We start from the raw sequence: 19941 nt of genomic DNA on the forward strand, positions 1-19941 counted from the left end.
ATCGAGCGCCGACCACCTCTACGTGAAGGGCGCGCAGCAGACGTCCTGGGCGAAGCACGGGCGAGCGGCCCGATTCCTTCCTGCGTCCTGGTGACGAGTCTGCTGCGGGAGTGACCCGCGACGGGGCAGGTCCGCAGCGCACCGTGCGGGGTTCCTCGGGAGGGCGGGCGGTCGCGACCTGTCCAGCCGCGCCTGGATCCTGGGCTCCGGCCTGAACTCAAGGACCCGGACGCGGGTGACGCGCGAGGTCTGCGAACGAGGGACCGGTATGGAGGCCGAACAGTTGTACGTCGGCACAGCTCAAGTATTGCTCAGACCGCTTGCCTGGGCCTTCTCACGGTGATCGGATCACCACGTCTTTGAACGGCACCAGCCGTTCACCGCAAGGGGGACTCGTGGAACGTGACCGCCGAAGTCTGCCAGTAAGCGCTACTCGCGTGAGAGCCAGGACGGCCGCCGCGTACGCCGTCGCCGGCGCGGTCCATCTCGTGACGGCCGCGCTGTTCATCGGCAGCGTGTCGCTGATCGTCGTCGGATTGCGCACGGTTGTTCAGCCCATGGTGGGCCTGGCGCTTCTGGGTCTGGCTCTTGCCATGCGCCCGCGGATCGGGCAGCTGAACGCCGACCTGCCCACGCTGCGCGCGGCAGACGCGCCGGCGTTGTTCGACCTGTTGGGCGGCATAGCCGACACCTGCGGAGTGCGGCCCCCCGAATCGGTCCAGCTCGCACCGGAGTTCTCGGTCACCGTCACCCACTACGGGTTCACCCGGAAGCGCTGCCTTGTTGTCGGCCTTCCGCTGTGGGCGGCTTACCCGCCCCAGCAACGCGTTGCCGCCATCGCCCACGCGATGGCCTACGCGGCTCCTCGCAACGTCCGGTCCCACGCGTTCGTCGCCATGGCCCTCGAGTCGCTGACCGCCGCGGCGAGGACCGTACGAGCCAACGACACCGCGTACATCACCCAGACCGCCAATGCTCTCGCCTATGGTGCGGACGAAGTGGCGGCCGGAGCACGAAGCTTCAACATCCGGGTCAAGACCAGCGAGTGGGTGCTGTGGATCCCGAGGACGGCCTTGGCCGCGACAGCGCGCCTGCTGCTCTGGCTCACGCTGCCGGCCACACAGGGTGCGCTGTTGGAGGCGGACGACGCGGCAGCACGGACGGCGTCCTCCGAGGCCGCTGCCGCCGCGCTGAACGACCAGGACCTCGCGCGCCCGGTCTGCATGGAAGCGCATCGCCTGGTGATCGAGACGAAGACGCTCGCCACCAGACGATCCACCGCGGCCTCCCAGCACGACTTCTGGAAGAAACTCGCCCGCCAGGCGGCACGTCTGCGCGGACAACGAGCCGGTGACGCCACCCCTGGTTCTCTCGATGCCTCGCGCGTGGCCCGGTTGAGCGCGCCGCCGAGGCACCTGGCGGCGATCACTCTGGATGAGCCCGGCCTGACCCGGATCGCCGACGAGCTTCGCCTGCCCGAGAAGGCGGTGCTGGACAAGATGATGCGCGACGGGGTCGCTGAGGCACAGCCGTCCATGGCGCTGCGTTGAGGCCCCGGGCCCGTTGCCTGACCGCTCCCGCAGAGAGCCGGCAATGCAACTGCGCCCCAGAGCTTGGCGCCTCGGCTGGTCAGGACGTCTCGTCACCCTCCACGATGGCCGCATGGACAGATTGCAGGACAGCGCTTGGCAGTACGTGGCGGAGGTACTCCCTCCTGAAGAACTCCCGATGCTCGCTGCGCGAGCGCTCGTTGATGGACGTGACTCCCCTGCGCTGCGCGAACTGGCCGGCCTGACGCGCGGGAGCGACGAGAGCGAAATCCGTGAACTGTACGTCCAGGCCCTGGACGAACTCCTCATACCCCTCCCGGACGAGGAGACAGCCGGCCGATATTTACTCATGAGCCTCGCGTTTGGTCTCGTGAGAGGCGAGCTGAGCCCCAAGGACGTGGCCGACCGGCTGTCGATGACGGTCGCAGCCCGCACCCGGGAGGAGACACGGTTCCTGTCCGTCGCGGCGGAGTACAGCAAGTGGATCGGCGCCGACGAGCTCCCGGCCTGGGAGAACGATATGAGCATCGCGGCCCGCTCGTTGGCCACTTCCATCGACCGCGGCCCCGGCCCGCCGAATCCCCGGCATCAATGACTCACCCCGGACATCCCCCGTGCCAGATGGTGCGGGAATCACGAGAAACACCTCTCAGTGCCCACTGTCGTACATCTCCCTTGCGGCAGCCGGGGCTTCGGGGCGAGGGTCGATCGGCGTGAGCACGCCGAGGCGGTCCTCGATCGCCTGGGCAGCGGCCAGGCACAGATCTTCCCGGAAGGCCCGCCCGATGACCTGTACGCCGGACGGCAGCCCGTCGTCGACTCCGGTTGGTACGGCGACCGCGGGGACGCCCACGAAGCTGGTCACCGTGCACAGGCGCATGCCCTTGGCGACTCGCTCCCGTCCCGCCTCGTCGTGTGACTCAAGGCCCGGCTCGACGGGCGGCTCGGTGAACACCGGTCCGAGTAGCAGCGGGTACTCGTCGAGGAACTCTGCCCAGGAGCGGCGGATGCCGAGCCAGGTCCCCATCAGCTTCGTGAGCTCTGCGGCGTTCGCCGGCGGAGTCTTGTCCATGGCCATCTGGATGTAGCGGTCCCCGCCTTCGCCGAGCGGTTTCCGCACCACCGGCCAGGTCGGGGCGAATTCGGTCACGGTGATCCGGCTGTATGCCTCGAGTGCCTCGTCCAGCCGCGGGACGTCCGCCATCTCCCGTACGTCGTAACCCGCGTCGCGCAGCGCGTCCGCTGCCGCCGTGACGGCGCGGTGGACCGTGGGGTGGACACCGTGACCGCCGGGGTTGGTGACGAGCGCGACCCTGACCGGCCTCGGCAGCGGTTCGCCGTAGAGGGGCACGGGTACGGCCCGTGGGTCCCGCGGGTCGGTCCCGGCCAGCGCCTCGAATGCCAGCCGCAGGTCGGCGACCGTACGGGCCAGGGGGCCGTCGGTGACCAGCATCTGTGAGGCTGGTCCAGGGTCGTCCGGACCGAGGACACGGTGGTCGGCGGGGAACCGTCCGGTGGTCGGCTTCAGTCCCGTCACGCCGCAGAAGGAGGCCGGGATCCGCACGGATCCGCCGGAATCGTTACCGAGTCCGAGTGGTGCCATGCCGGTGGCGACGGCCACTCCGTCGCCGCCGCTGCTTCCGCCCGGGGTTCGGTTCCGGTTCCACGGGTTGGCGGTGTCGCCGAACAACTCGCTGCGGGTGTGCATCCCCGCCAGGACCAAGGTGGGCATGTTGCTGTGGCCGATCGGTATGGCTCCCGCCGCGCGTAGCCGGGCCACCGGGGGCGCGTCGGCCGGGGCCACCAGGTCGCGGAAGCGTGCCGTTCCCAGTGTGGTCGGTACGCCTTCGACAGCTGTGGTCTCCTTCACCGTGAACGGCACGCCGGCCAGCGGCCCGAGCTCTTCGCCCGCTGCCCGCCGCTGGTCCGTGTGCGCCGCGGCCTCGCGGGCTTGCTCGACCATCAGCTGTGTGACCGCATTGACCTGCGGGTTGACCTCGGCGATGCGGTGCAGATGGCTGTCGATGAGTTCAACCGCCGATATTCGTCCGCCTCGGACCGCCTCCGCCTGGGCGGCGGCCGTCATCGCCCATAGGGCGTCCTGCCTGATCATCGCGCTTCCCATCCGGATGCCGAAGTGCTTGTGCCCGAACCTTAGCCCGGAAGCGATACGGTCGTATTGGAATAAGGAGGGTGCCCAGCATGCCCAAGCAGGTTGACTACGAGAGCCGACGCCGCCGGATCGCCGAGGCCGTCTGCCTCCTCGCCGACGAGCACGGTCTGGAGAAAGTGAGCATCCGCGACGTCGCCGCTCGCGCGCAGGTCTCCGTGGGAGCCGTTCAGCGCTGCTTCCGCAGCAGGGACGAGATGCTTCTCTTCGCCGTCGACCACGTAGGTGAGCGCATCACCGAACGTGTAAGGAACCGCCTGGCCGCAAGCCCGGATCAGTCGGCCGCAGCGGCCTTGGAGCACGCGGCCGACGAGATTGCCCTGCTCCGCGAAGAACACCGCGCCGAAGCGCGGATCTGGCTCGCCTTCGTAGCTCAGGCCGCTCTCGGCGAGTCGCTCGCCGGCCCGCTGAGAACCAGCTACGCGGCCCTGCAGAACCTCGTCGTCCGCCTTATAACGGAGGCCACAGAGAGCGGCTCGGTGGGCGAAGGCGTTGCGTCGCCCAGCCCGCAGTACGAGGCCTGCACCCTGCTCGCACTCGCCGACGGTCTCACCAGCCACGTGCTCATAGGTCACTTGACCGCAGAGGAAGCCGAGGCAGTCCTGCACGCGCATCTGTCCGGCATATGGGAACGCCTTGGCATCGCCCGCCCCCGAAAGGCCGTCTGACGCTCGGGGTTCTTAGGCCGCTCAGGGCCTCTCATGTCCCGTGCGGCTGCATGCCGTGCCACTTCATCGCCCGATGGGGTAATCACTGCGTCGTGTCAGTGCCTCTGACGTGAACGACGCGGTCTGGTTGCCCCAGGCCGAAGGTGTCGACCCAGCCGTCACCACGGTTGAATCCCTCGGCGGTCCGGCGCTTGATCCGCCCGGGCGGGGCTGCGGAAGGTTCATAGCCTTGGCTGAGGCCCGTGCCGGTGTCGGCGTATGCGTACCTCGTCGCGTACACGACCCCATCAGGCAGCCATTCGTTGCGCACGATGGGACGCCTGAGGATCGCCTCGAACCAGTCTGCTGTTCGGTTCGCGGTCGTCAGGGGGCTCCCGGTCACGTCGAGAGCGAGGGGGGTGGGGTCGCTCGGGAGAGTGAAGTCCTGATTGTGGAGCTTGTCGCCGCGGGCACGGGCCCCGTCGAAGTGGACACCGACCGTCAGCACGATGCAGTTGTGCCGGGGGGCATCGATGTCGAGGTAGGCCAGCAGCACTCCGTATGGAGTGTGGTCCGCAGGCAGCAGGACGGTGTCGATGGGCTGGACGGGCCAGAACCGTGCACGGTCCTGGAGGACATGGGCGAACTCTCGCTGGGCCGGCTCCAGGTCGTTGTCGTTGCACTCGAACCAGGGGATCTCTTCCACACAGGCACCCTATGGTCAGCTGACCCGAACGGCTCCGGCGCCGACTGAGATGATCTTGGCGCTGCCTACAAGCAAACCACGGCGCCATGCCCCAACTGTGCGTCCCGAGCCAGGACTTGCTCGCGCCCCGAAAGCATGACCCGTCGATGTCGGGCAACCAGAAGGAAACCAAAAGCAGAGAAAAGAACCTCATCACAACAGGTTGGGAGATGTCGATGTCGTCCTACAGCACAGGCACGCACAAGACGAGCCGGACGAGCGGACTGGCGATCGCGGGACTGGTCTGCGGCATCCTCGGCCTGTTCATCCTGCCCATCGTCCTGGGGCCGCTGGCCATAGTCTTCGGAGCCGTGGCGCTGCGCCGGACCGGTTCCGTGATGGCGAAGTGGGACATCGGCCTCGGAGTGCTCGACATCCTTCTCATGATCGTGATGTTCGTCGTCGCCGCCAACAACGGCGGCAGCTTCACCTGGCACATCGGCTGACCTGCACGCCCTGGCGGCGCACGGACTCCATGCGCCGCCGCGAGGGCATGAACGCACACCTGCGCCGCCGCTCGGCCCCGCCGTCGAGAGGCGGCGCCGGCATGAGGTGGACGGGTCCTGCGCGTCGTGGATGCCGTCGCGGGGGGTGCTGGTGACGGAGCACGCCTCCCGCCGGCCCGTCGTCCGCTCGCGGCGACCCTCGTTCCGGTGGGCCTTTCCTCGGTAAGGCGTACCAGCGGTGCCGCAGGGGCCGCGGCCAGCCCCTGCGGTCGAGTGGCCCTGTGCGGGAGTGAGTTAGTTGACGCAGCCGGGGACGGGCGACGGGCTGCAGTTCGTCGGGGTGTTCTCCCTGATGACGGACTGCTTGTTCACCACGGTGCTTCCAGCGCCGTTGAACACCCCTCCGGGAGCGCCGCCCGCCTTGTTCCTGGTGACGCGGCTGACGTTGAGGACGAGGATGGAGCCGGAGTTGACGTTGTAGATGCCGCCTGCCTGCACGCCGGCCGAGTTGTTCCGGACGGTGCTGCCATTGAAGGTGAGGCGCCCGCCGTCCGCGTTCGTGGCGCCCCCTCCGTGGTCACGGGCGACGTTGTCGGCGATGGTGCTGTCGTTGACGGTCATCTGGGAGTCGTTCCACAGGCCGGCGCCGTCACCGGCGTTGACGTGGTTGCCGGTGACCGAGCTGTTGGAGACGGTGACGGTGCCGCCGTCGTTGAACAGTCCTCCCCCGGCGAAGCTGTTGGCCGTGTTGCCGTAGAGCGTGGAGCCTTCGACGGTGGCGGTGCCGCCTGCGGTGGTGGTTTCGCGGGGCTGGATCGCAAGGCCTCCGCCGAACCCTCCGGCCGTGTTGTCGTGGATCCGGGAGTCGGTGAGTCTCAGGGTTCCCTGGTCGTCGATTCCGCCGCCGTCGCCGCCCGCGGTGTTGTTCCTGACCGTCACGGACTTCGCGTTCAGGGTCCCCCCGGACTGCACGAGGATGCCGCCGCCGTCGCCGGTCACGTTGCCGTTCTCGACTGTGACTCGGCTCAGCGTGGCCGTGCCGCCGACCCCGACGTCGAGCAGCCGGAAGCGGGCCGTGCTGGACGGGTCCCGGCGAAGGACGGCGCCGTTGCCCACGAAGTTCAGCCGGACGGTGATGGCCGGTGTCGCGTCCTCGCCGCTGAACGGCGTCGTGAAGTTGTACACGCAGCGGCTGGCGAGGGTGATCGTGCCGCCTCCGGCGGCGTTGGCCGCGGCGATCGCCTCGTTGAGGGACGCCGTGTCGCACCTTACGTGTGTCTCGGCGTGGGCGCCGACGGAGGTGGCGGCCGAGGTGAGTCCGGCGACAAGGCAGATGGCGAGAACCCGGGTTGTTGTGCGTGTGCGACGTGGAGACACCGAACGAGGACGACGCATGAAGGACTCCTTGATGCAGTGATGGGACCACCCGGGCCGACGGGGGCCGTGCGCGTGCAGGTCACACGCGCGGCCCACCGACCTGACCGGGCGCATCGTCCATGCCCGCTGCATGGGGTCTAGGGCCGCCCATGGCGCAAAGTCCACCCGCACGAGGACGCAAAAGGCGTCTTTGGACGTCGCCTCTCGCAGCTGACGCTTGTGCTGTTCAAACGGCCCGGTCGGTGGTCAGTGTGGTGTGGGAGCCTCAAGGGCGTCCTACGCGGCCGCGCTGCTTGAGCGGTGGCGTGACATCACCGAGGACGACGAGGACACCTCACCCTGGTCGACCGGCCCGTTGATCGATGAGGCCAGCGGACCTCTGATCTACTTCGCCATGCGATGGAGTATGGCCGAGGAAGCGTCCGCCTACGCGGCGGCCGTCGCGGAGTCGATGGGACTGGTCCGCTTCGACGTGCAGCAGGACCGGCTCAGGCCGTGAGCAAGTCCGTCAAGTGGCGGCGGCCGATGAAGCACGCGGTAGAGCCGCGCTCAGACAGGCCGACGGGTTCGTGCGCGTGCAGGCGCACATGCGTCTGCACCGCCGCTGCCTCCGCGCGATGCCTCGCCTGTTCCGTCACCGCGCTACCGCCGCACCGCGATGGCGGCATACCGGCTGCCAGTTCCGGTCGGCCGCGCTACCGCCTCCCGGACCGGGGCCGCGGACCCCGCCCTCGGCTCATGGGTTTCGCGGTCCGCTCTCCCCGGTGGTACGGCGGCGCATGCGTCCAGGAGCGACCGCCGTGCCTCGCGGGCGCGCGTTCTGAGCCGTACGCCTTACGACGGTGGTTCCGCTCCGGACTGTTCGCTCACCATGTAGCGCGCGTACCAGTCCGGCCAGTCGGGGTCCTCCGCGCCGATGCGTGCCTCGTGTTCGCCGTGGGCCGCGGCGGCGCGGCGAAGGGCACTCGCCAGGCCCTCCGCCGAGGCGAATTCGGTGGTAGCGGGGTCCAGCCGTCCGGGCAGCCGGTTGGTGATCTCCTGCAGGAACCAGCCGTTGCCGTCCGGGTCGGTGAAGGAGAGGAAGGAGCCGTAGCTGCCGCGTCCCGCGTCGGGACCCGGTACCCGGGCGTCGGTGTCGGCGTGGTGGAAAACACCGCCGGCATCGTGGAACACCTCACTCGGGTCGGCACCGCGCCGCGTCAACTCCTCGTGAGCGGCCTCGATGTCGTCGACCACCAGGTGCAGACCCTGGGCCGAGCCTGGCGCCTGCGCCGTGACGGAGGTGCCGAAGATGACCGATGCCGGTGAACCCGGAGGCGTCACCTGAACCACCCGGAACTCGGCGTCGGGGGCGATGTCCGCGTCGAGTCTCCAGCCCAGCGCCGTGTAGAACTCTTTGGCCCGGTCGACGTCGGACACCGGCACTACGACGACCTCGAGTTTCATGTCCATGATTGTGTCTCCGGATCGGAGGCGGACCGACGCCGCCGGTCCGCGATGCGAGCCGACGTGCTGGTCGGATGGTCAGTGCGCTACGAACTGCTGGCCGCCGTCGATGTCGTACGTGGCGCCGGTGAGGGCGCCGTTGGCCATGATGTGCAGAGCCAGGGCCGCGACATCGGCCGGACCGACGACCCGCCCGATGGGTAGCGTCTTCCTCAACTGTTCCCGACGCGCTTCGAGTTGGTCACCCAGCAGAGAGGCCGAGAGCGGTGTGTCCACGAACCCGGCCGCGATGAGGTTGACCCGGACCGGGGCCAGCTCCAGTGCCAGATTCGCGGTCAGCGCCGGGAGCGCCGCCGTGAGCGCGCCCGTCACGGCCATCCCGGCCGCGGGCCGGCGCCCGCCCGTGCCGCCGATGAACAGCAGCGTTCCTCCTGGCCGGACCTTCTCCCGGCTCGCCCGGCCGGCCGCCAGCATCATCGCGAGACGCCCACCGAAGTCACGTCCGGCGTCGGTGAGGTCGAGTCCGTCGAGGGGTGTGTACGACGGGCTGCCCGCCGTGACCAGCACATGGTCGACGGGATCCGGCAGTCCGTGCAGGAAGCGTTCCAGACGGTCGGTGTCCAGGGCGTCGAACGCGGCCGTGCTCAGGGGGCGCACGTCGTCCGCCGCCCGCTCGAGCCGGTCGGCGTCGCGTGCCGCGAGCACCACTTCACCGCCTGCCGCACGCACCTGTCGCGCGGTCTCCAGACCGATCCCTGAACTTCCTCCCACGACCACGACCGTTCGCCCGGCCAGCCATCCGTCTGCTGAACGGGCCCCTCCGTCCTTCGCACTCACAGCAACTCCCCGTAGTACGAACGCGATTGGCGGGTGTCCCTCCGCACGCCACACCTATGCGTCTCCGTGTCTCCCGAGGCCCAGTACGAGACGACCTGCGGAGCCGAGAGGAGGGGAAGGCGGGCGGTCAGGGTCGACCGCCACAGCCGGCCGAGCTCGTGGCTCTCAGTCTGGCACTCGTCTGGCCTGGGCGCATCCGGGGTCTGGCGCCCAGAGGGACGGGCCCGGGGCGGCGTGGCGCGGCTCAGGAATGGGTGGTGAAGCAGGCGGGGTCTTCGCCGAGCCGGACGCGTTCTACTGCGTAGAGACGAGCGAAGGCGCCTGGCCGAGTAGGAGGTCCCGGACCCGGCAGGGCCCAGAAAAGGAGGAGCGCTGCCGGCCGGCCCGGTACCCGGGCCGAGTAAACTCATGACGCCGACAAAACCCCTTTCGCACCCTTCCTGTCCTTATCCTGCCTCAATGGCTATCGACTACGCGGCAGTCTTCCAAGCACTGCCCGGCGCCGTTGCTCTGCTGACTCCGGACCTGGTGTTCGCCGACGCCAACCTGGCGTTCCTGCGGCAGGCCGGACGCAGCCGCGACCAGGTGGTGGGCCGCTACCTCTTCGACGTCTTCCCCGACAACCCGCAGGACCCGTCGGCCTCCGGCGCCCGCAACCTGGAAGCATCCCTGCGCGCGGTCCTGGCCAACCATGAGATCGACACCATGGACCTGCAGCGCTACGACGTGGAATCCGCGCAGCGCCCGGGTCAGTGGGAGGAACGCTACTGGAGTCCCGTCAACGCGCCGGTCTTCACCCCCGACGGCCACATCGCCCTGGTGATCCACCGAGTCGAGGAGGTCACCGAACTCCTGCGGGCCGCCAGCCGTCCGGACGGCTCACGCCAGCTCGAGGCCGAGCTCTTCAGCCGCATGCGGCAGCTGCACGAAGTCAACGAGCGCCTGCGTCGCGCCCATGCCCGGGAGCGTGAGGTCGCCCTCGCGCTGCAGCGCGCCATGCTCCCCGTGCCGGCCCCGATCGCCCATCACCGGATCGCTGTCCGCTACCGGCCCGCGGTCGGCTCCCTCAACGTCTGCGGCGACTGGTACGACCTGGTCCAGCTCTACGACGGCGACAAGATCGCCGTCGCTGTCGGGGACGTCGTCGGTCACGGCCTCGAGGCCGCGGGCATCATGGGCCAACTCCGCAGCGCCCTGTCCGCCACCTCCCGGGTCGCCGCCGGCCCCGCGCAGGCCCTGGAAGTCCTCGGCCGGTACGCGCACTCCCTCACCGGCGCCGAGTCGACCACCGTGGTGACCGCCTTCATCGACTTCAGCCGCCACCTCATCACCTACTCCAGCGCCGGCCACCCTCCCCCGGTCCTCCTGCGCGGCGACGGCACGGTGGAGTTCTTGGACCAGGCGACCGATCCGCCGCTGGATGCCGCCTTCGACCCAAGCCCCCGACCGGAAGCCGTCAGCGCCTTCACCGACGGCGACACCCTCCTGCTCTACACCGACGGCCTGATCGAACGCCGGCACCAGGACATCGACGTCGGACTCGGCCAACTCGCCGATGCCCTGACCTGCCACAGGGAGCTCACCAACCCTGAAGCACTGGCCGACGCCGTGATGCACGACCTCATCCCCGCCGAAGGGGTCACCGACGACACCGCCCTGGTCGTCGTCAGCCTCTGATCCGAACCGACGCTCGCGTCGCCCACTTCCAACGCGGCGACCACATCCGTACGCGCTGCGAGGTGGCCTCGAGAGGCACGGGGGGCGCCGCGCTCGTCGAGTGCGGCACGCAGTCAGTGATACTCACGGGCCTTGCCTATGTGTGATCAACGGGTGGCGGGGCGGTGTGTGCGGTGCTGATGCAGGTGCTCGAGGGCATCGACAATGATCGTGCGGCGGTACCAGGAACTCCATGACGCGACTTCGACCGCGAGCACGCCCAGTGTCTGCTGCTGTGAGCCGGACAGCCATGTGCCCGGTTGGGAGCGGTGGACGGTCAGTGTCCCGGTGCAGTGGCCGTCGGGCGTGATCAGGGGAAGGCCGTGAACGGCCCGGGTGCCCGCCTCGAGCAGAGCCCGGCCGACGGGGTGCGTTGACAGTGCGGCATCGGTCGCGACGTCGGGCACCGTCACCGGCTCCAGCCGCTGCTGCACCCGCGCGCATACTGCGGGCGGGCCGGCGACGAGGGCGGCTTGATCACGATAGGCGGCATCCAGCCCCTGGTGCTGTTCCAGCACGAGTACGTCGTCCTGCGCCGCATCCTTGAGGTGCAGTTCGGCTGCGTCCGCGTCGGTCACGGTCACCGCCTTGGAGATGGTCGCGATCAGCACCTGGCGCCGCTGGGAAGGCTTCACGCGGTGGGCGCGCAGGAACCCTGCCACCGGTGGCGCGGTTCGAGTGGTGCGCCCGAAGAACCATTGATCGGCGTGTCGTGGCGGTGGAGCCGTGATGACGGCGGAGGCGAGGACGCGCAGCGGCACGTTGAAGTGCTGAGAGGTCTCCTTGAGGAGGTCGAGTGCGGCGGAGGGCTTCGACAGGCCGTAGCGGGTCAGAAGGATGCCTTGGGCGACGCCGATCATGCCGCTGGTGCGGGCCTTGGCCTGCAGGTCGAGCATCTGCTCGTGCAGCACCTCGGGCTCCTCCGGCTCAGGGGCGGGCGGGATCCTGTCCGTCGTCAACATGTCGCCCGGCGCGGACAGCGCGGTAAGGGCTTCGGCAAGGGTGCGGTACTGGCGCATGCCGGTGATCTCGTGGTGGTCGAGGGCTCTGCGGACTCGTGGTGGCGCGGCGATCACCAGGAGCGGCGCATGGTCACGTTCGATGGCCCTTTGAAGGGTGCGGCAGGCACAGGCAGAGATCAGCGGCACACCGGCCATGTCGAGGATCAGCGGCTGTCCCTGCCGTTCCGTGCGGTTGCTGCGCCCCTTCCGCAGACTTCGCATGAGTGGGACGCAGCTGTCGGCATCCAGCGGCCCGGACAGGCTGATCACCGATACCTGGTGGACACCTGATGTCACCGGCAGCCTCTTGTCGCTCACCATCATCGTGTTCGCCTCGCTCCCGACGTCGGCCACGGCTTGACCGCGCTGTCACCGTGTATTCGGCTCTTCACGTATGCAAGGACGCGGAAGCGAGGGGACAAAAGTGATGATCTGGGGCAGCGAGCGATACCAGACGCAACCCCTTGCATGCGTGGTCACAAGCTCCGCGAACGAGACGTCCATCCCTTGACCTCGTCCGCCCCCGTACTCAGGACACGTGCCGGAACGGTTCCGCTCCGGTGTGGATCAGGAAGTCGGTGAGTACTTGGGCGAGTCGTTCGGGCTGGTCCTCGGGGACGAGGGTGGACGAGCCGGTGATCTCGATCAGCCGGCCCTGCGGGTACAGCTCGGCCAGCCGGGGGCCGTGCTCACGCGGCATCAACCGGTCCTCGGTCGCCCAGACGACCAGTACCGGGCGGTCGAAGTCACGCAGTCGCTCGCTCCAGGCGAGCAAGGTCCTGTGTCCGGGGGCCCCGGTGGCGAATTTGGCGAAGTCCCTGCGGATGGCCCTGCTGCGGGTGGCAGGAGCGAACCAGTCGTCCATGATCTCGTCGGGAATCCCACGCAGGCTCATCCCTCCGTATCCGCCCCGGCTGTGGCGGAAGGCGGGAACGCGCATGAGGCGCGTCAGGAGCCAGACGCCGCCGGGAACCCTGCACACCTGGGCCATGGCCTTGGCCGGCCCGGGGGGAAAGTTGTCGAAGGCCTCGCAGGCCACCAGCACCAGGCGCGCGATCTTCTGGTCCTGCCCCTCCGAGATCAGGAACTGGCCCCCGCCCCAGTCATTGAGCACGAGGGTCACCTGGCCCAGGCCCAGCTTCTCGATGAACTCGCCCAGGAGCCGGGCGACACCGCGCTGGGAGAGGTCGGCATCCGGGTTCATCGGCCGGCGGTGGCCACCCAGGGGCAGCGTGGGCAGGACGCAACGGTATCCGTCCAGCAGCGGGACCACCTTGCGCCACTGGGTCTCGTTCATCGGCAGGCCGTGGCCGAACACCAGCACAGGCCCCTCACCGCCGGTGTCCTGGTAGTCGATCGGTCCGTACGACAACTCGATACTCGGCATCGCGACCCCCTTCTTGATAGATCGTTCTACTGTAATCTTGGAGGAGGAGGGAGTGGAAGACAATGGGACAAACGGACACACGAGCCAGAATCCAGGGTGCCGCTGCAGTGCTGTTCCGCCGTCACGGCTACTCGGCCACCGGCCTGAAGCGGATCGCAGCAGAGGCGGATGCACCGTTCGGCTCGATCTACCACTTCTTTCCCGGCGGTAAGCAGCAACTGGCCGAGGACATGATCCGCACGTCCGGCACCGAGTACGGCCGAATGGTCCTGGCTCTGCTGGACAGCGTGCCGGACCCGGTGGAGTCCCTCGAGCGTGCATTCGAAGCGGCTGCCGACGACCTCGCGGCGGCGGACTATGCCGACGCGTGCCCGATCGGAACAGTGGCCCTCGAAGTGGCGAGCAGCAATGAGGTGTTGCGGGTCGCGACGGCGGAGGTCTTCGAGCAGTGGGTGGGCACGGCTACGCAGTGGTTCGGCCGCTGGGTGGCCGAACCGAAGACGGCGCAGTCCCTCGCGTACTCGATGGTCATGATGCTGGAAGGGGCTTTCATGCTCAGCCGCGCCGCCCGTGATCCGGAACCCCTGCGGGTGGCCGGCCGATCGATGGCCAACTTGCTGCGCACCGCAATCCTTCAGGCCGGCGGGACCTGATCTGCCGGCCGCCCGTGCACTTCGACCGAACCGGTGCCTCTCCGAATGACTCGCAGCAGGCGCCGGTCCTCATCGTCATCGATCTCACGAACGCGTACTCGTTCAGCCACTGGCACAGCTTGACGGCCACTCACTCCCAGGGCGGAACCGGTGCGCGCCAATGACTCCTCATACCTGCGGCGGCCGCTCTCTCATTGCTCTGGTCAGTTCCGCGTCGTACTGATCGGCGTCGAAGCAGAACGCTGGGAGTTGCGCCCTGCCGGTCGGCACCTGCCAGTCGGACCACTCCACGATCCCGCCGTGACGCTGCACGAACACGGAGAGGTAGCCGCAGCATCCGCCTGTGCACTCGGGCTCGCCCAGCACTACGCGTCGGCCCTCGCCGGTCGCCCAGAGCGGAGCGCGACCGTCGGCGGGCAGCGCCTCGTCCGTGAAGGGGCCACGGCCTCCCCCTCCGACCGCCTCGGCCACCACGTCCTCGCCGTCGATCCGGAGCTGCAGCTGGGCAGCCCATCGGGGACCCGCCCACAACATGCTGACCTCAAGCCGATTGAACACTGGAGCACCCTACGCGGGTACTGGTCGCCAGGGGCCCCTTCCCAGCACTCGCACGGCCTGCCCGAGATGTCGGCCTCACGTGTTTGCCACTGCGCTTCACGGACAGATGGAGTTCCCGAGACGCAGTCCGGGGATGCGCGCATTCCTCGACAAGCACCAACGGAGGACGAGCATGACTGAGAACATGTGGAACTACGCGCCCACGGCAGGCCACACTCCTGACGCCGATCTCACCGGCTACGCGGTGGAGGCAACGGACGGCGGCATCGGCAAGGTCGACAAGCACTCAAGCGACGTAGGATCGCAGTACATCGTCGTCGACACCGGCGTTTGGATCTTCGGCAAGAAGGTCCTGCTCCCGGCCGCGACGATCACCAACATCGACCATGACGCGAGGACCGTCAGCGTCGCCCGCTCCAAGGAACAGATCAAGAGCGCGCCGGAGTTCGATGAGGACAAGCACCTGGGCGACCCCGCCTACCGGGACCAGATCAGCGGCCACTACCAGACAGGCGGCTCCGGACACTGACCCCGACAGTTGAGGGGGTTCGAGCCCCGGGCCGTCGGCCTGGGGCATCGGCCCCCTCGATATCGAGTGATGTGTCGTCAGACCTGAGCTCGTCCCGCCAGTGGGCGCGGGGGCTCGTCCGGGCAGGGTGCGGGGGCTCGTCCGGGCAGGGTGCGGGGGCGGGTGGCAGGGTGTCGCGTCCGTGCTTCCAGCCGACCGAGGCGACCGGTCATGCAGCGCGGACGGCTCCCGTGGACGCGGGCCGTCCGGCGCGGTTCGGAGCGCGCCGCCGGCACCCGCCTCCCCCACCCCACCACGCGGATCCGCCCCGCTGGATGAGATCCAGCGGGGCGGATTCGTGGGCAGCGTCCCGTGCAGCCGGAGGGAGCCCCTTCGCGTGGTCGGCGCGCGCTCTGGGGCGCTGGTGGGGGATTTCAGCCGGTGGTGCGGCGGCGGCGCATCCACCACCACAGGGTGCCTCCGGCTGCGACCAGGGCGGCGGAAATGCCGGTGATCAGGCCGATGGGGACGGTGTTGCCGGTGTGGGCGAGGTCGCCGTCCGGATCGGGGGTGTTCGGCGCGGAGGTGGCCGGTGCCTGGCCGCCGCCGCTCCGGGTCGGCTGCGGGGTGACGGGGTCGGTCGGCTTGCCGGTGGGCTTGCCGCCGCCGGTGTGGGTCGGCTTCGGCGTCGGGGCGGGGTCGCCGCCCGGGTCACTCCCGTTGGCCTTGGCCGGGCCGCCGCCGAGGTAGAGGGTGTCGGTGTCCCGGTAGGACGCGTCATCCGACTTGGTCGAGTTGCGGGTGGTGTTGTCCAGGTCGCGGTTCTCGACGTTGAAGCGGGTGCGGGTGATGTTCTGCTTGGGCTGCTTGGAGAAGTCGACGCCGCCGACGCCCTGCTGGTAGACCTTGCCGCCGTACTTCAGCTCGAACCACTCGATGCCCTTCTTGATCGAGTCCATGTACCGGTTCCAGACCTGGTCGCGGGTCCAGTTCTGGTTCGGGGCTCGCAGCGGCCACGCGGACACGTCGTTCGAGTTGATCATCTTGTGGAAGTCGTTGGGCGACTTCGCGTCCTGCTGGCGGATGTACTCGGCGGCGACGCGGGCGTTGTAGACGGCGCGCAGGTCGGCGTACTTGGGGTCCTTGTTCACGCGGTCCTGGATGAGCGGGATCACGTTGAGGCGGACGCTGTCCTCGATCGCGGTCTTCTCGGCCTTGGTCAGGTCGGTGCACTCGGTCGAGCCGGGCACGTGGTAGTCGACGTCGAGCCACTGGTCGGAGACCTTCATCGGCGAGTCGAGGATGTAGATGCCGCCGTCCTGCTCGCGTACCTTGGCGGGCTCGGGCTCGATCCAGAAGCGGGTGCCCGGGAAGCAGGGGATGCCGTTGCGCCGGGGTGCGGTGTCCCAGTACCGCTTGCCCTCCACGTGCTTGTCCGGATTGAGGGCCTCGGCGAAGTCGTGCTTCATCATGAGGTCGGCTTCGAGGAGGACGCGGCCTGCGTCTGTCTTGCCGAACGTGGCGTCCATGACCTTGTCCGGCTGGTCCGGGTTCAGGTTCACCCAGAACTTGTCCGGGGTGAGCGCCAGCCATGTGAACAGGGCGTCGGAGGACAGGTTCATGCGGGTCTGACCGCCGTAGCCGGGGTTGTTGTCCGGGTCGGGCATCTGGTCGGCGCGCATGGAGTACTGCATGCCCTTGCCCTTGCCGAGGCCACCGACGTACCGGAGCTCCATGGTGGTGAAGTCGACGCCGCCCGGGCCGCCGCGCGGGAGAGTGCCGCGCGGGTCGAAGCGGCGCGCTCCGGCCTGGATCTGTTTGGCTTCGTTCAGGGTGCGGCCGGAGTTGTTGATGCGCTCGTTGAGCGGGCCGCGGGTTCCGCAGGTGGACGCGGAGCCGAGGGAGGCGAGGGTGGTGGTGCCGGCGCCCTGGCATCCGGGGGCGAACCACCGGTCGTAGCGCGAGTAGCCGCGGATCGGGGTGGTCTGCGGGATCGAATTGTACAGGCGCTGATTGCCGCGGACCGGGTTGACGGCGCCGGGGCGCAGCCGGGAGACGTACCGGTTGAAGTCGTTGATCTTCTTCTTCTGGCCGTCGGTGAAGGGCTTGGCGCCGGTGAAGCGGAACTTGTGGTCCGGCATCAGGCGTGCGATCTTGCGATCCTTGCCGAGCTGCTTGTTCGTCAGCTCGCTGTTGGACTTGAACTCGTTGAATTCCTTGGACTTCTTGTTGTAGGCGTCGTAGCGACGCGAGTCGACCACGTTGCCCTGCGCGTCGATGAGGTCGACGGTGACCTCGCACAGCCAGTCCGGACCGATGAGACGGAAGTCCTTGACCAACTGGCGCTCGAACGCGGAGCCCTTGGAGTTGTTGGTCTGATTCCGGATGTACCGGTTCTCGAACCAGTGGTCGAAGGTCAGGCCCTCGTTGTTGTTGAAGAACCGGGCATAGATCTCCATGGCCCGGTCAGCGGGGTCACCGGACGCGTCGGCGACCTTCTGCCACGCCTTGTAGTTCTTCTCCGTGTTGTTCGGGAATTTGGACATGGCCTTGGCCTTGTCCGCCGCCGTCGGGGGCCCGAGCCCGTCGTACGCTCGTCCGGGGAGCTTGTAGTTGAAGTTCTTCGGCAGGCTGGACGAGGCGTTGAAGTTCGCACCCAGTGGGTCGTTGGGGAACCCGGAGTCGCGCGGCGTGGTGCCGTAGGCCTTGCCCAGGTTGCGTTCGTCGCAGCGCTTCGCGCCGGGACGGATCTTGGTGGTGACCGCGGGACCGGCGGCGACTGCGGTGCCGGAGGTGTCGACGCCGGGCAGGCCGGTCACGGTGACCGCCGAGGCGATCCCGAACGCGGCCAGGACGCGACCCGCCAGGCGCCACCGCTCGGGTATGCGCAGTGCTGTATTCAAGAGTGTGGTCTTCCCTCTGGTGGGGCCAGGGGTGTGGGGCGACGCCATGGGGCCCCCGTGGCATGTACGCGCCGCGCTGCCACCCTAGCCTCAACTGCCTTCAGGTAAGCAGTAGTTAAGACGGCATCGGCGCGTCACCTCGATACTCCAGAGAGAGTTGACGATCTGTCAGCGGGTGAAGAACAGGGACTCCATACGGCTGGTCGCCACGTCCGTGTGCCTCACCCGCAGCGACGACGACAAGAGACCCGACCGTCCCCACGGGTCCGCATCGCCCAGGCACGCCGTCGCCAGCGCCCCCCAGTCGTTCTGGTTCGGGTCGTCGTCGAGGTCGAAGATGACGTCCAGGTCTTCCAGCAGCTCGGTGGTGACACCGCAGGCCGCCATGACGGCGGCCGGATCACCCGATACGACGAACGGTTCATCGCCCGGCCATCCGCACGCGTGGAACATGGGGCCGCCCGGCAGCATCACGAGGTCTTCGGTGTGCTCGGCCCCGCAGTGCACCTCCACCCGACCCACGAGGAGCGCATCGGGGAAGCGTTCACGCAGCAGCCCGGCCTGATACAGCATCGGGGTGTCATTGCCGTCATCCGCATAGCCGGGGTCCGATACCGACATGACGTTCCCCCACACCCCCACCTGCACGATGTCCAGGTCGGCACGGGTGCGCACGGTGAGCATGTCGCTGCCCTGACGCGGCCCGAGGTCTTCCAGCACCTCATCGATCATGTCGAGAGAGCGGGCGAACTCCAGGGCCGCAGCGGCATCGTTGGGCGGCAGGTCCCTGGCATCGACGGTGACAGGAGGCCGCACGACGGTGAGTTCATAGCGGGTACCACTACCGGTCGTCATGTGGTCTGCGGGGACAGTCCAGAATCCGTTGCCAGTCATGGGCGTTACCGTAGTGGCATCCGCTCCGCCCACGCGGAGACGACTGGGACCTAGTGTGGTCATCGCGTTCGGATGACGCAGCGGGGTGAGGCTGGGATTCCCGATCGCGGCATGTCATTCGTGCGTACGGCACGTCACCGCGGGGATCCCCACAGACGGGAGTCGGGGGCGCTGCGCAGCCTCCCCGCCAGCCCCTCATACGGTCGCGCTTGTACGGGCCGCGATTGTCGCTGGCATGCCATACGCTTCGTCTGCGGCAGCGTCCTGGCACCGTCGGAGGGGGCAGGTAAGACGCGCCGCGGTTTCTTACCGCCCGGACATCACCGGGCTTCTTCTGTGGGGGGCACAGCACTGTGCGCAGGCGCAGCATCTCGATCGCGACGGCACTTTCGGTCGTCCTTGGCTCCGCGTCCCTGATAGGGGGCATGGCGGGTCCGGCGTCGGCCGACTCGGCAAAGGTCCTTCCGGTGAAGGCGGTCGGCGACATCATCGTGGACGGAGCCCACCAGCGGGTCTACGTCTCCGATCCGTCCGGCGGCAAGACGACAAGCCGAAGAAGCTGCTGAAGACGGCCAAGGTCAACTCCGGCGGCAACCTGTCGGCGACCGTCGACATGACCCGCGACACCGCCGTCACCGCGGTCTTCGCCGGTGACGCCCGCTATGCGTCGAAGACCGTCAAGTCCACGGCGTACGCCCAGGTCAAGGTCTCCACCAGCGTCTCCAAGCACTACAAGACGGGCCGGATCGGCTCCACGTACTACTACTACTTCCACAAGAACACCGACCCGGTGTTCACCACGACCATGACCTACTACGCCGGCCGCAAGCAGCGCTTCCAGCTCCAGGTCTACTACCAGGGCTCCTGGCACGACTCCGGCTCGGAGTACTTCGCCCTGGGATCAGGCGGCAAGTCGGCCGTGCGCCTGGAGGCAGCGGGCGCAGCCGGCGTCCGCGCCCGCATGCGCTCGTCGTACGTCAACGGCTCATCCGGCGACAGCGTCAATTCCACCACGCACGGTGCCTGGAAGTACTTCACCTTCACCAACTGACCGCCCGGGTGGAGAAGGCCTCCGCGAGGCCTTCTCCACCCGGCCGCCGCCC

18 protein-coding genes and 1 pseudogene are annotated in these 19941 nt (G+C 68.4%); 9 read left to right on the forward strand and 10 right to left on the reverse strand.

What is annotated here, in order from left to right; genetic code table 11:
- The first annotated feature begins 488 nt into the window (after positions 1–488).
- Together ACZ7JA_RS11995 and ACZ7JA_RS12000 are read left to right on the forward strand one after the other, a co-directional pair.
- Positions 489–1550, forward strand: a complete 1062-nt coding sequence (locus tag ACZ7JA_RS11995; RefSeq protein ID WP_470807997.1) for a M48 family metalloprotease — start codon at positions 489–491, stop codon at positions 1548–1550.
- A gap of 112 nt (positions 1551–1662) precedes the next feature.
- Positions 1663–2145: a hypothetical protein gene (locus ACZ7JA_RS12000; protein WP_470807998.1), complete on the forward strand. Its 483-nt coding sequence runs from the start codon at positions 1663–1665 to the stop codon at positions 2143–2145.
- Positions 2146–2199: 54 nt separating this feature from the next.
- Here ACZ7JA_RS12000 and ACZ7JA_RS12005 read toward each other — a convergent pair whose 3' ends face one another.
- The gene (locus tag ACZ7JA_RS12005; protein WP_470807999.1) at positions 2200–3663 is read right to left on the reverse strand and encodes an amidase; all 1464 of its coding nucleotides are present in this window, start codon (positions 3661–3663) and stop codon (positions 2200–2202) included.
- An 89-nt stretch (positions 3664–3752) separates the two neighbouring features.
- On the opposite strand from ACZ7JA_RS12005, the gene ACZ7JA_RS12010 reads away from it, so the two are divergent.
- Complete coding sequence (locus tag ACZ7JA_RS12010) at positions 3753–4388, forward strand: TetR/AcrR family transcriptional regulator (RefSeq protein WP_470808000.1); 636 nt, start codon at positions 3753–3755, stop codon at positions 4386–4388.
- A gap of 82 nt (positions 4389–4470) precedes the next feature.
- Here the strand turns inward: ACZ7JA_RS12010 and ACZ7JA_RS12015 are convergent, their stop codons facing one another.
- Positions 4471–5073 (reverse strand): hypothetical protein, encoded by a 603-nt coding sequence (locus tag ACZ7JA_RS12015; RefSeq protein ID WP_470808001.1) that lies wholly within the window; start codon positions 5071–5073, stop codon positions 4471–4473.
- 215 nt (positions 5074–5288) lie between these two features.
- On the opposite strand from ACZ7JA_RS12015, the gene ACZ7JA_RS12020 reads away from it, so the two are divergent.
- Positions 5289–5558, forward strand: a complete 270-nt coding sequence (locus ACZ7JA_RS12020) for a DUF4190 domain-containing protein (protein WP_468890724.1) — start codon at positions 5289–5291, stop codon at positions 5556–5558.
- Between the two features lie 294 nt (positions 5559–5852).
- Here ACZ7JA_RS12020 and ACZ7JA_RS12025 read toward each other — a convergent pair whose 3' ends face one another.
- Positions 5853–6953 carry a hypothetical protein gene (locus tag ACZ7JA_RS12025; protein ID WP_470808002.1) on the reverse strand — a complete coding sequence of 367 codons (1101 nt, stop codon included), beginning with the start codon at positions 6951–6953 and terminating at the stop codon, positions 5853–5855.
- A gap of 238 nt (positions 6954–7191) precedes the next feature.
- On the opposite strand from ACZ7JA_RS12025, the gene ACZ7JA_RS12030 reads away from it, so the two are divergent.
- Positions 7192–7434, forward strand: a complete 243-nt coding sequence (locus ACZ7JA_RS12030) for a hypothetical protein (protein ID WP_450743496.1) — start codon at positions 7192–7194, stop codon at positions 7432–7434.
- A 335-nt stretch (positions 7435–7769) separates the two neighbouring features.
- Here ACZ7JA_RS12030 and ACZ7JA_RS12035 read toward each other — a convergent pair whose 3' ends face one another.
- On the reverse strand, positions 7770–8381 hold the full coding sequence (locus ACZ7JA_RS12035) for a VOC family protein (protein WP_389305501.1): 612 nt from the start codon (positions 8379–8381) through the stop codon (positions 7770–7772).
- Positions 8382–8459: 78 nt separating this feature from the next.
- Entirely contained in the window at positions 8460–9218 is a 759-nt protein-coding gene (locus ACZ7JA_RS12040) for an SDR family oxidoreductase (RefSeq protein ID WP_470808003.1), read from the reverse strand.
- A 459-nt stretch (positions 9219–9677) separates the two neighbouring features.
- On the opposite strand from ACZ7JA_RS12040, the gene ACZ7JA_RS12045 reads away from it, so the two are divergent.
- Entirely contained in the window at positions 9678–10895 is a 1218-nt protein-coding gene (locus ACZ7JA_RS12045; protein ID WP_470808004.1) for a PP2C family protein-serine/threonine phosphatase, read from the forward strand.
- A 146-nt stretch (positions 10896–11041) separates the two neighbouring features.
- Here the strand turns inward: ACZ7JA_RS12045 and ACZ7JA_RS12050 are convergent, their stop codons facing one another.
- On the reverse strand, positions 11042–12289 hold the full coding sequence (locus ACZ7JA_RS12050) for an ANTAR domain-containing protein (protein WP_470808005.1): 1248 nt from the start codon (positions 12287–12289) through the stop codon (positions 11042–11044).
- 175 nt (positions 12290–12464) lie between these two features.
- On the reverse strand, positions 12465–13322 hold the full coding sequence (locus tag ACZ7JA_RS12055; protein WP_470808006.1) for an alpha/beta fold hydrolase: 858 nt from the start codon (positions 13320–13322) through the stop codon (positions 12465–12467).
- Between the two features lie 107 nt (positions 13323–13429).
- On the opposite strand from ACZ7JA_RS12055, the gene ACZ7JA_RS12060 reads away from it, so the two are divergent.
- Positions 13430–13975, forward strand: a complete 546-nt coding sequence (locus ACZ7JA_RS12060; protein WP_351668486.1) for a TetR/AcrR family transcriptional regulator — start codon at positions 13430–13432, stop codon at positions 13973–13975.
- 168 nt (positions 13976–14143) lie between these two features.
- Here ACZ7JA_RS12060 and ACZ7JA_RS12065 read toward each other — a convergent pair whose 3' ends face one another.
- Positions 14144–14533 (reverse strand): hypothetical protein, encoded by a 390-nt coding sequence (locus ACZ7JA_RS12065; RefSeq protein WP_470808007.1) that lies wholly within the window; start codon positions 14531–14533, stop codon positions 14144–14146.
- 172 nt (positions 14534–14705) lie between these two features.
- On the opposite strand from ACZ7JA_RS12065, the gene ACZ7JA_RS12070 reads away from it, so the two are divergent.
- Positions 14706–15062 (forward strand): PRC-barrel domain containing protein, encoded by a 357-nt coding sequence (locus tag ACZ7JA_RS12070; protein WP_351668490.1) that lies wholly within the window; start codon positions 14706–14708, stop codon positions 15060–15062.
- A gap of 413 nt (positions 15063–15475) precedes the next feature.
- Here the strand turns inward: ACZ7JA_RS12070 and ACZ7JA_RS12075 are convergent, their stop codons facing one another.
- Complete coding sequence (locus ACZ7JA_RS12075; RefSeq protein WP_470808008.1) at positions 15476–17944, reverse strand: hypothetical protein; 2469 nt, start codon at positions 17942–17944, stop codon at positions 15476–15478.
- Positions 17945–18112: 168 nt separating this feature from the next.
- A complete protein-coding gene (locus ACZ7JA_RS12080; protein ID WP_470808009.1) occupies positions 18113–18838 on the reverse strand; it encodes a DUF6333 family protein in 726 nt (241 codons plus the stop codon).
- 544 nt (positions 18839–19382) lie between these two features.
- Here ACZ7JA_RS12080 and ACZ7JA_RS12085 point away from each other — a divergent pair.
- Positions 19383–19889 (forward strand): annotated as a pseudogene (locus ACZ7JA_RS12085) (Ig-like domain repeat protein); the annotation flags it as partial.
- Between the last annotated feature and the right edge of the window lie 52 nt (positions 19890–19941).

The sequence above is a fragment of the Streptomyces sp. NPDC038135 genome (assembly GCF_055601245.1).

Bases quoted from the DNA above. Each gene is read 5' to 3' on its own strand.
- ACZ7JA_RS12000 (WP_470807998.1), top strand. From the start codon at position 1,663: ATGGACAGATTGCAGGACAGCGCTTGGCAGTACGTGGCGGAGGTACTC.
- ACZ7JA_RS12005 (WP_470807999.1), bottom strand. From the start codon at position 3,663: ATGATCAGGCAGGACGCCCTATGGGCGATGACGGCCGCCGCCCAGGCG.
- ACZ7JA_RS12010 (WP_470808000.1), top strand. From the start codon at position 3,753: ATGCCCAAGCAGGTTGACTACGAGAGCCGACGCCGCCGGATCGCCGAG.
- ACZ7JA_RS12020 (WP_468890724.1), top strand. From the start codon at position 5,289: ATGTCGTCCTACAGCACAGGCACGCACAAGACGAGCCGGACGAGCGGA.
- ACZ7JA_RS12025 (WP_470808002.1), bottom strand. From the start codon at position 6,953: ATGCGTCGTCCTCGTTCGGTGTCTCCACGTCGCACACGCACAACAACC.
- ACZ7JA_RS12035 (WP_389305501.1), bottom strand. From the start codon at position 8,381: ATGAAACTCGAGGTCGTCGTAGTGCCGGTGTCCGACGTCGACCGGGCC.
- ACZ7JA_RS12045 (WP_470808004.1), top strand. From the start codon at position 9,678: ATGGCTATCGACTACGCGGCAGTCTTCCAAGCACTGCCCGGCGCCGTT.
- ACZ7JA_RS12055 (WP_470808006.1), bottom strand. From the start codon at position 13,322: ATGCCGAGTATCGAGTTGTCGTACGGACCGATCGACTACCAGGACACC.
- ACZ7JA_RS12070 (WP_351668490.1), top strand. From the start codon at position 14,706: ATGACTGAGAACATGTGGAACTACGCGCCCACGGCAGGCCACACTCCT.
- ACZ7JA_RS12080 (WP_470808009.1), bottom strand. From the start codon at position 18,838: ATGACTGGCAACGGATTCTGGACTGTCCCCGCAGACCACATGACGACC.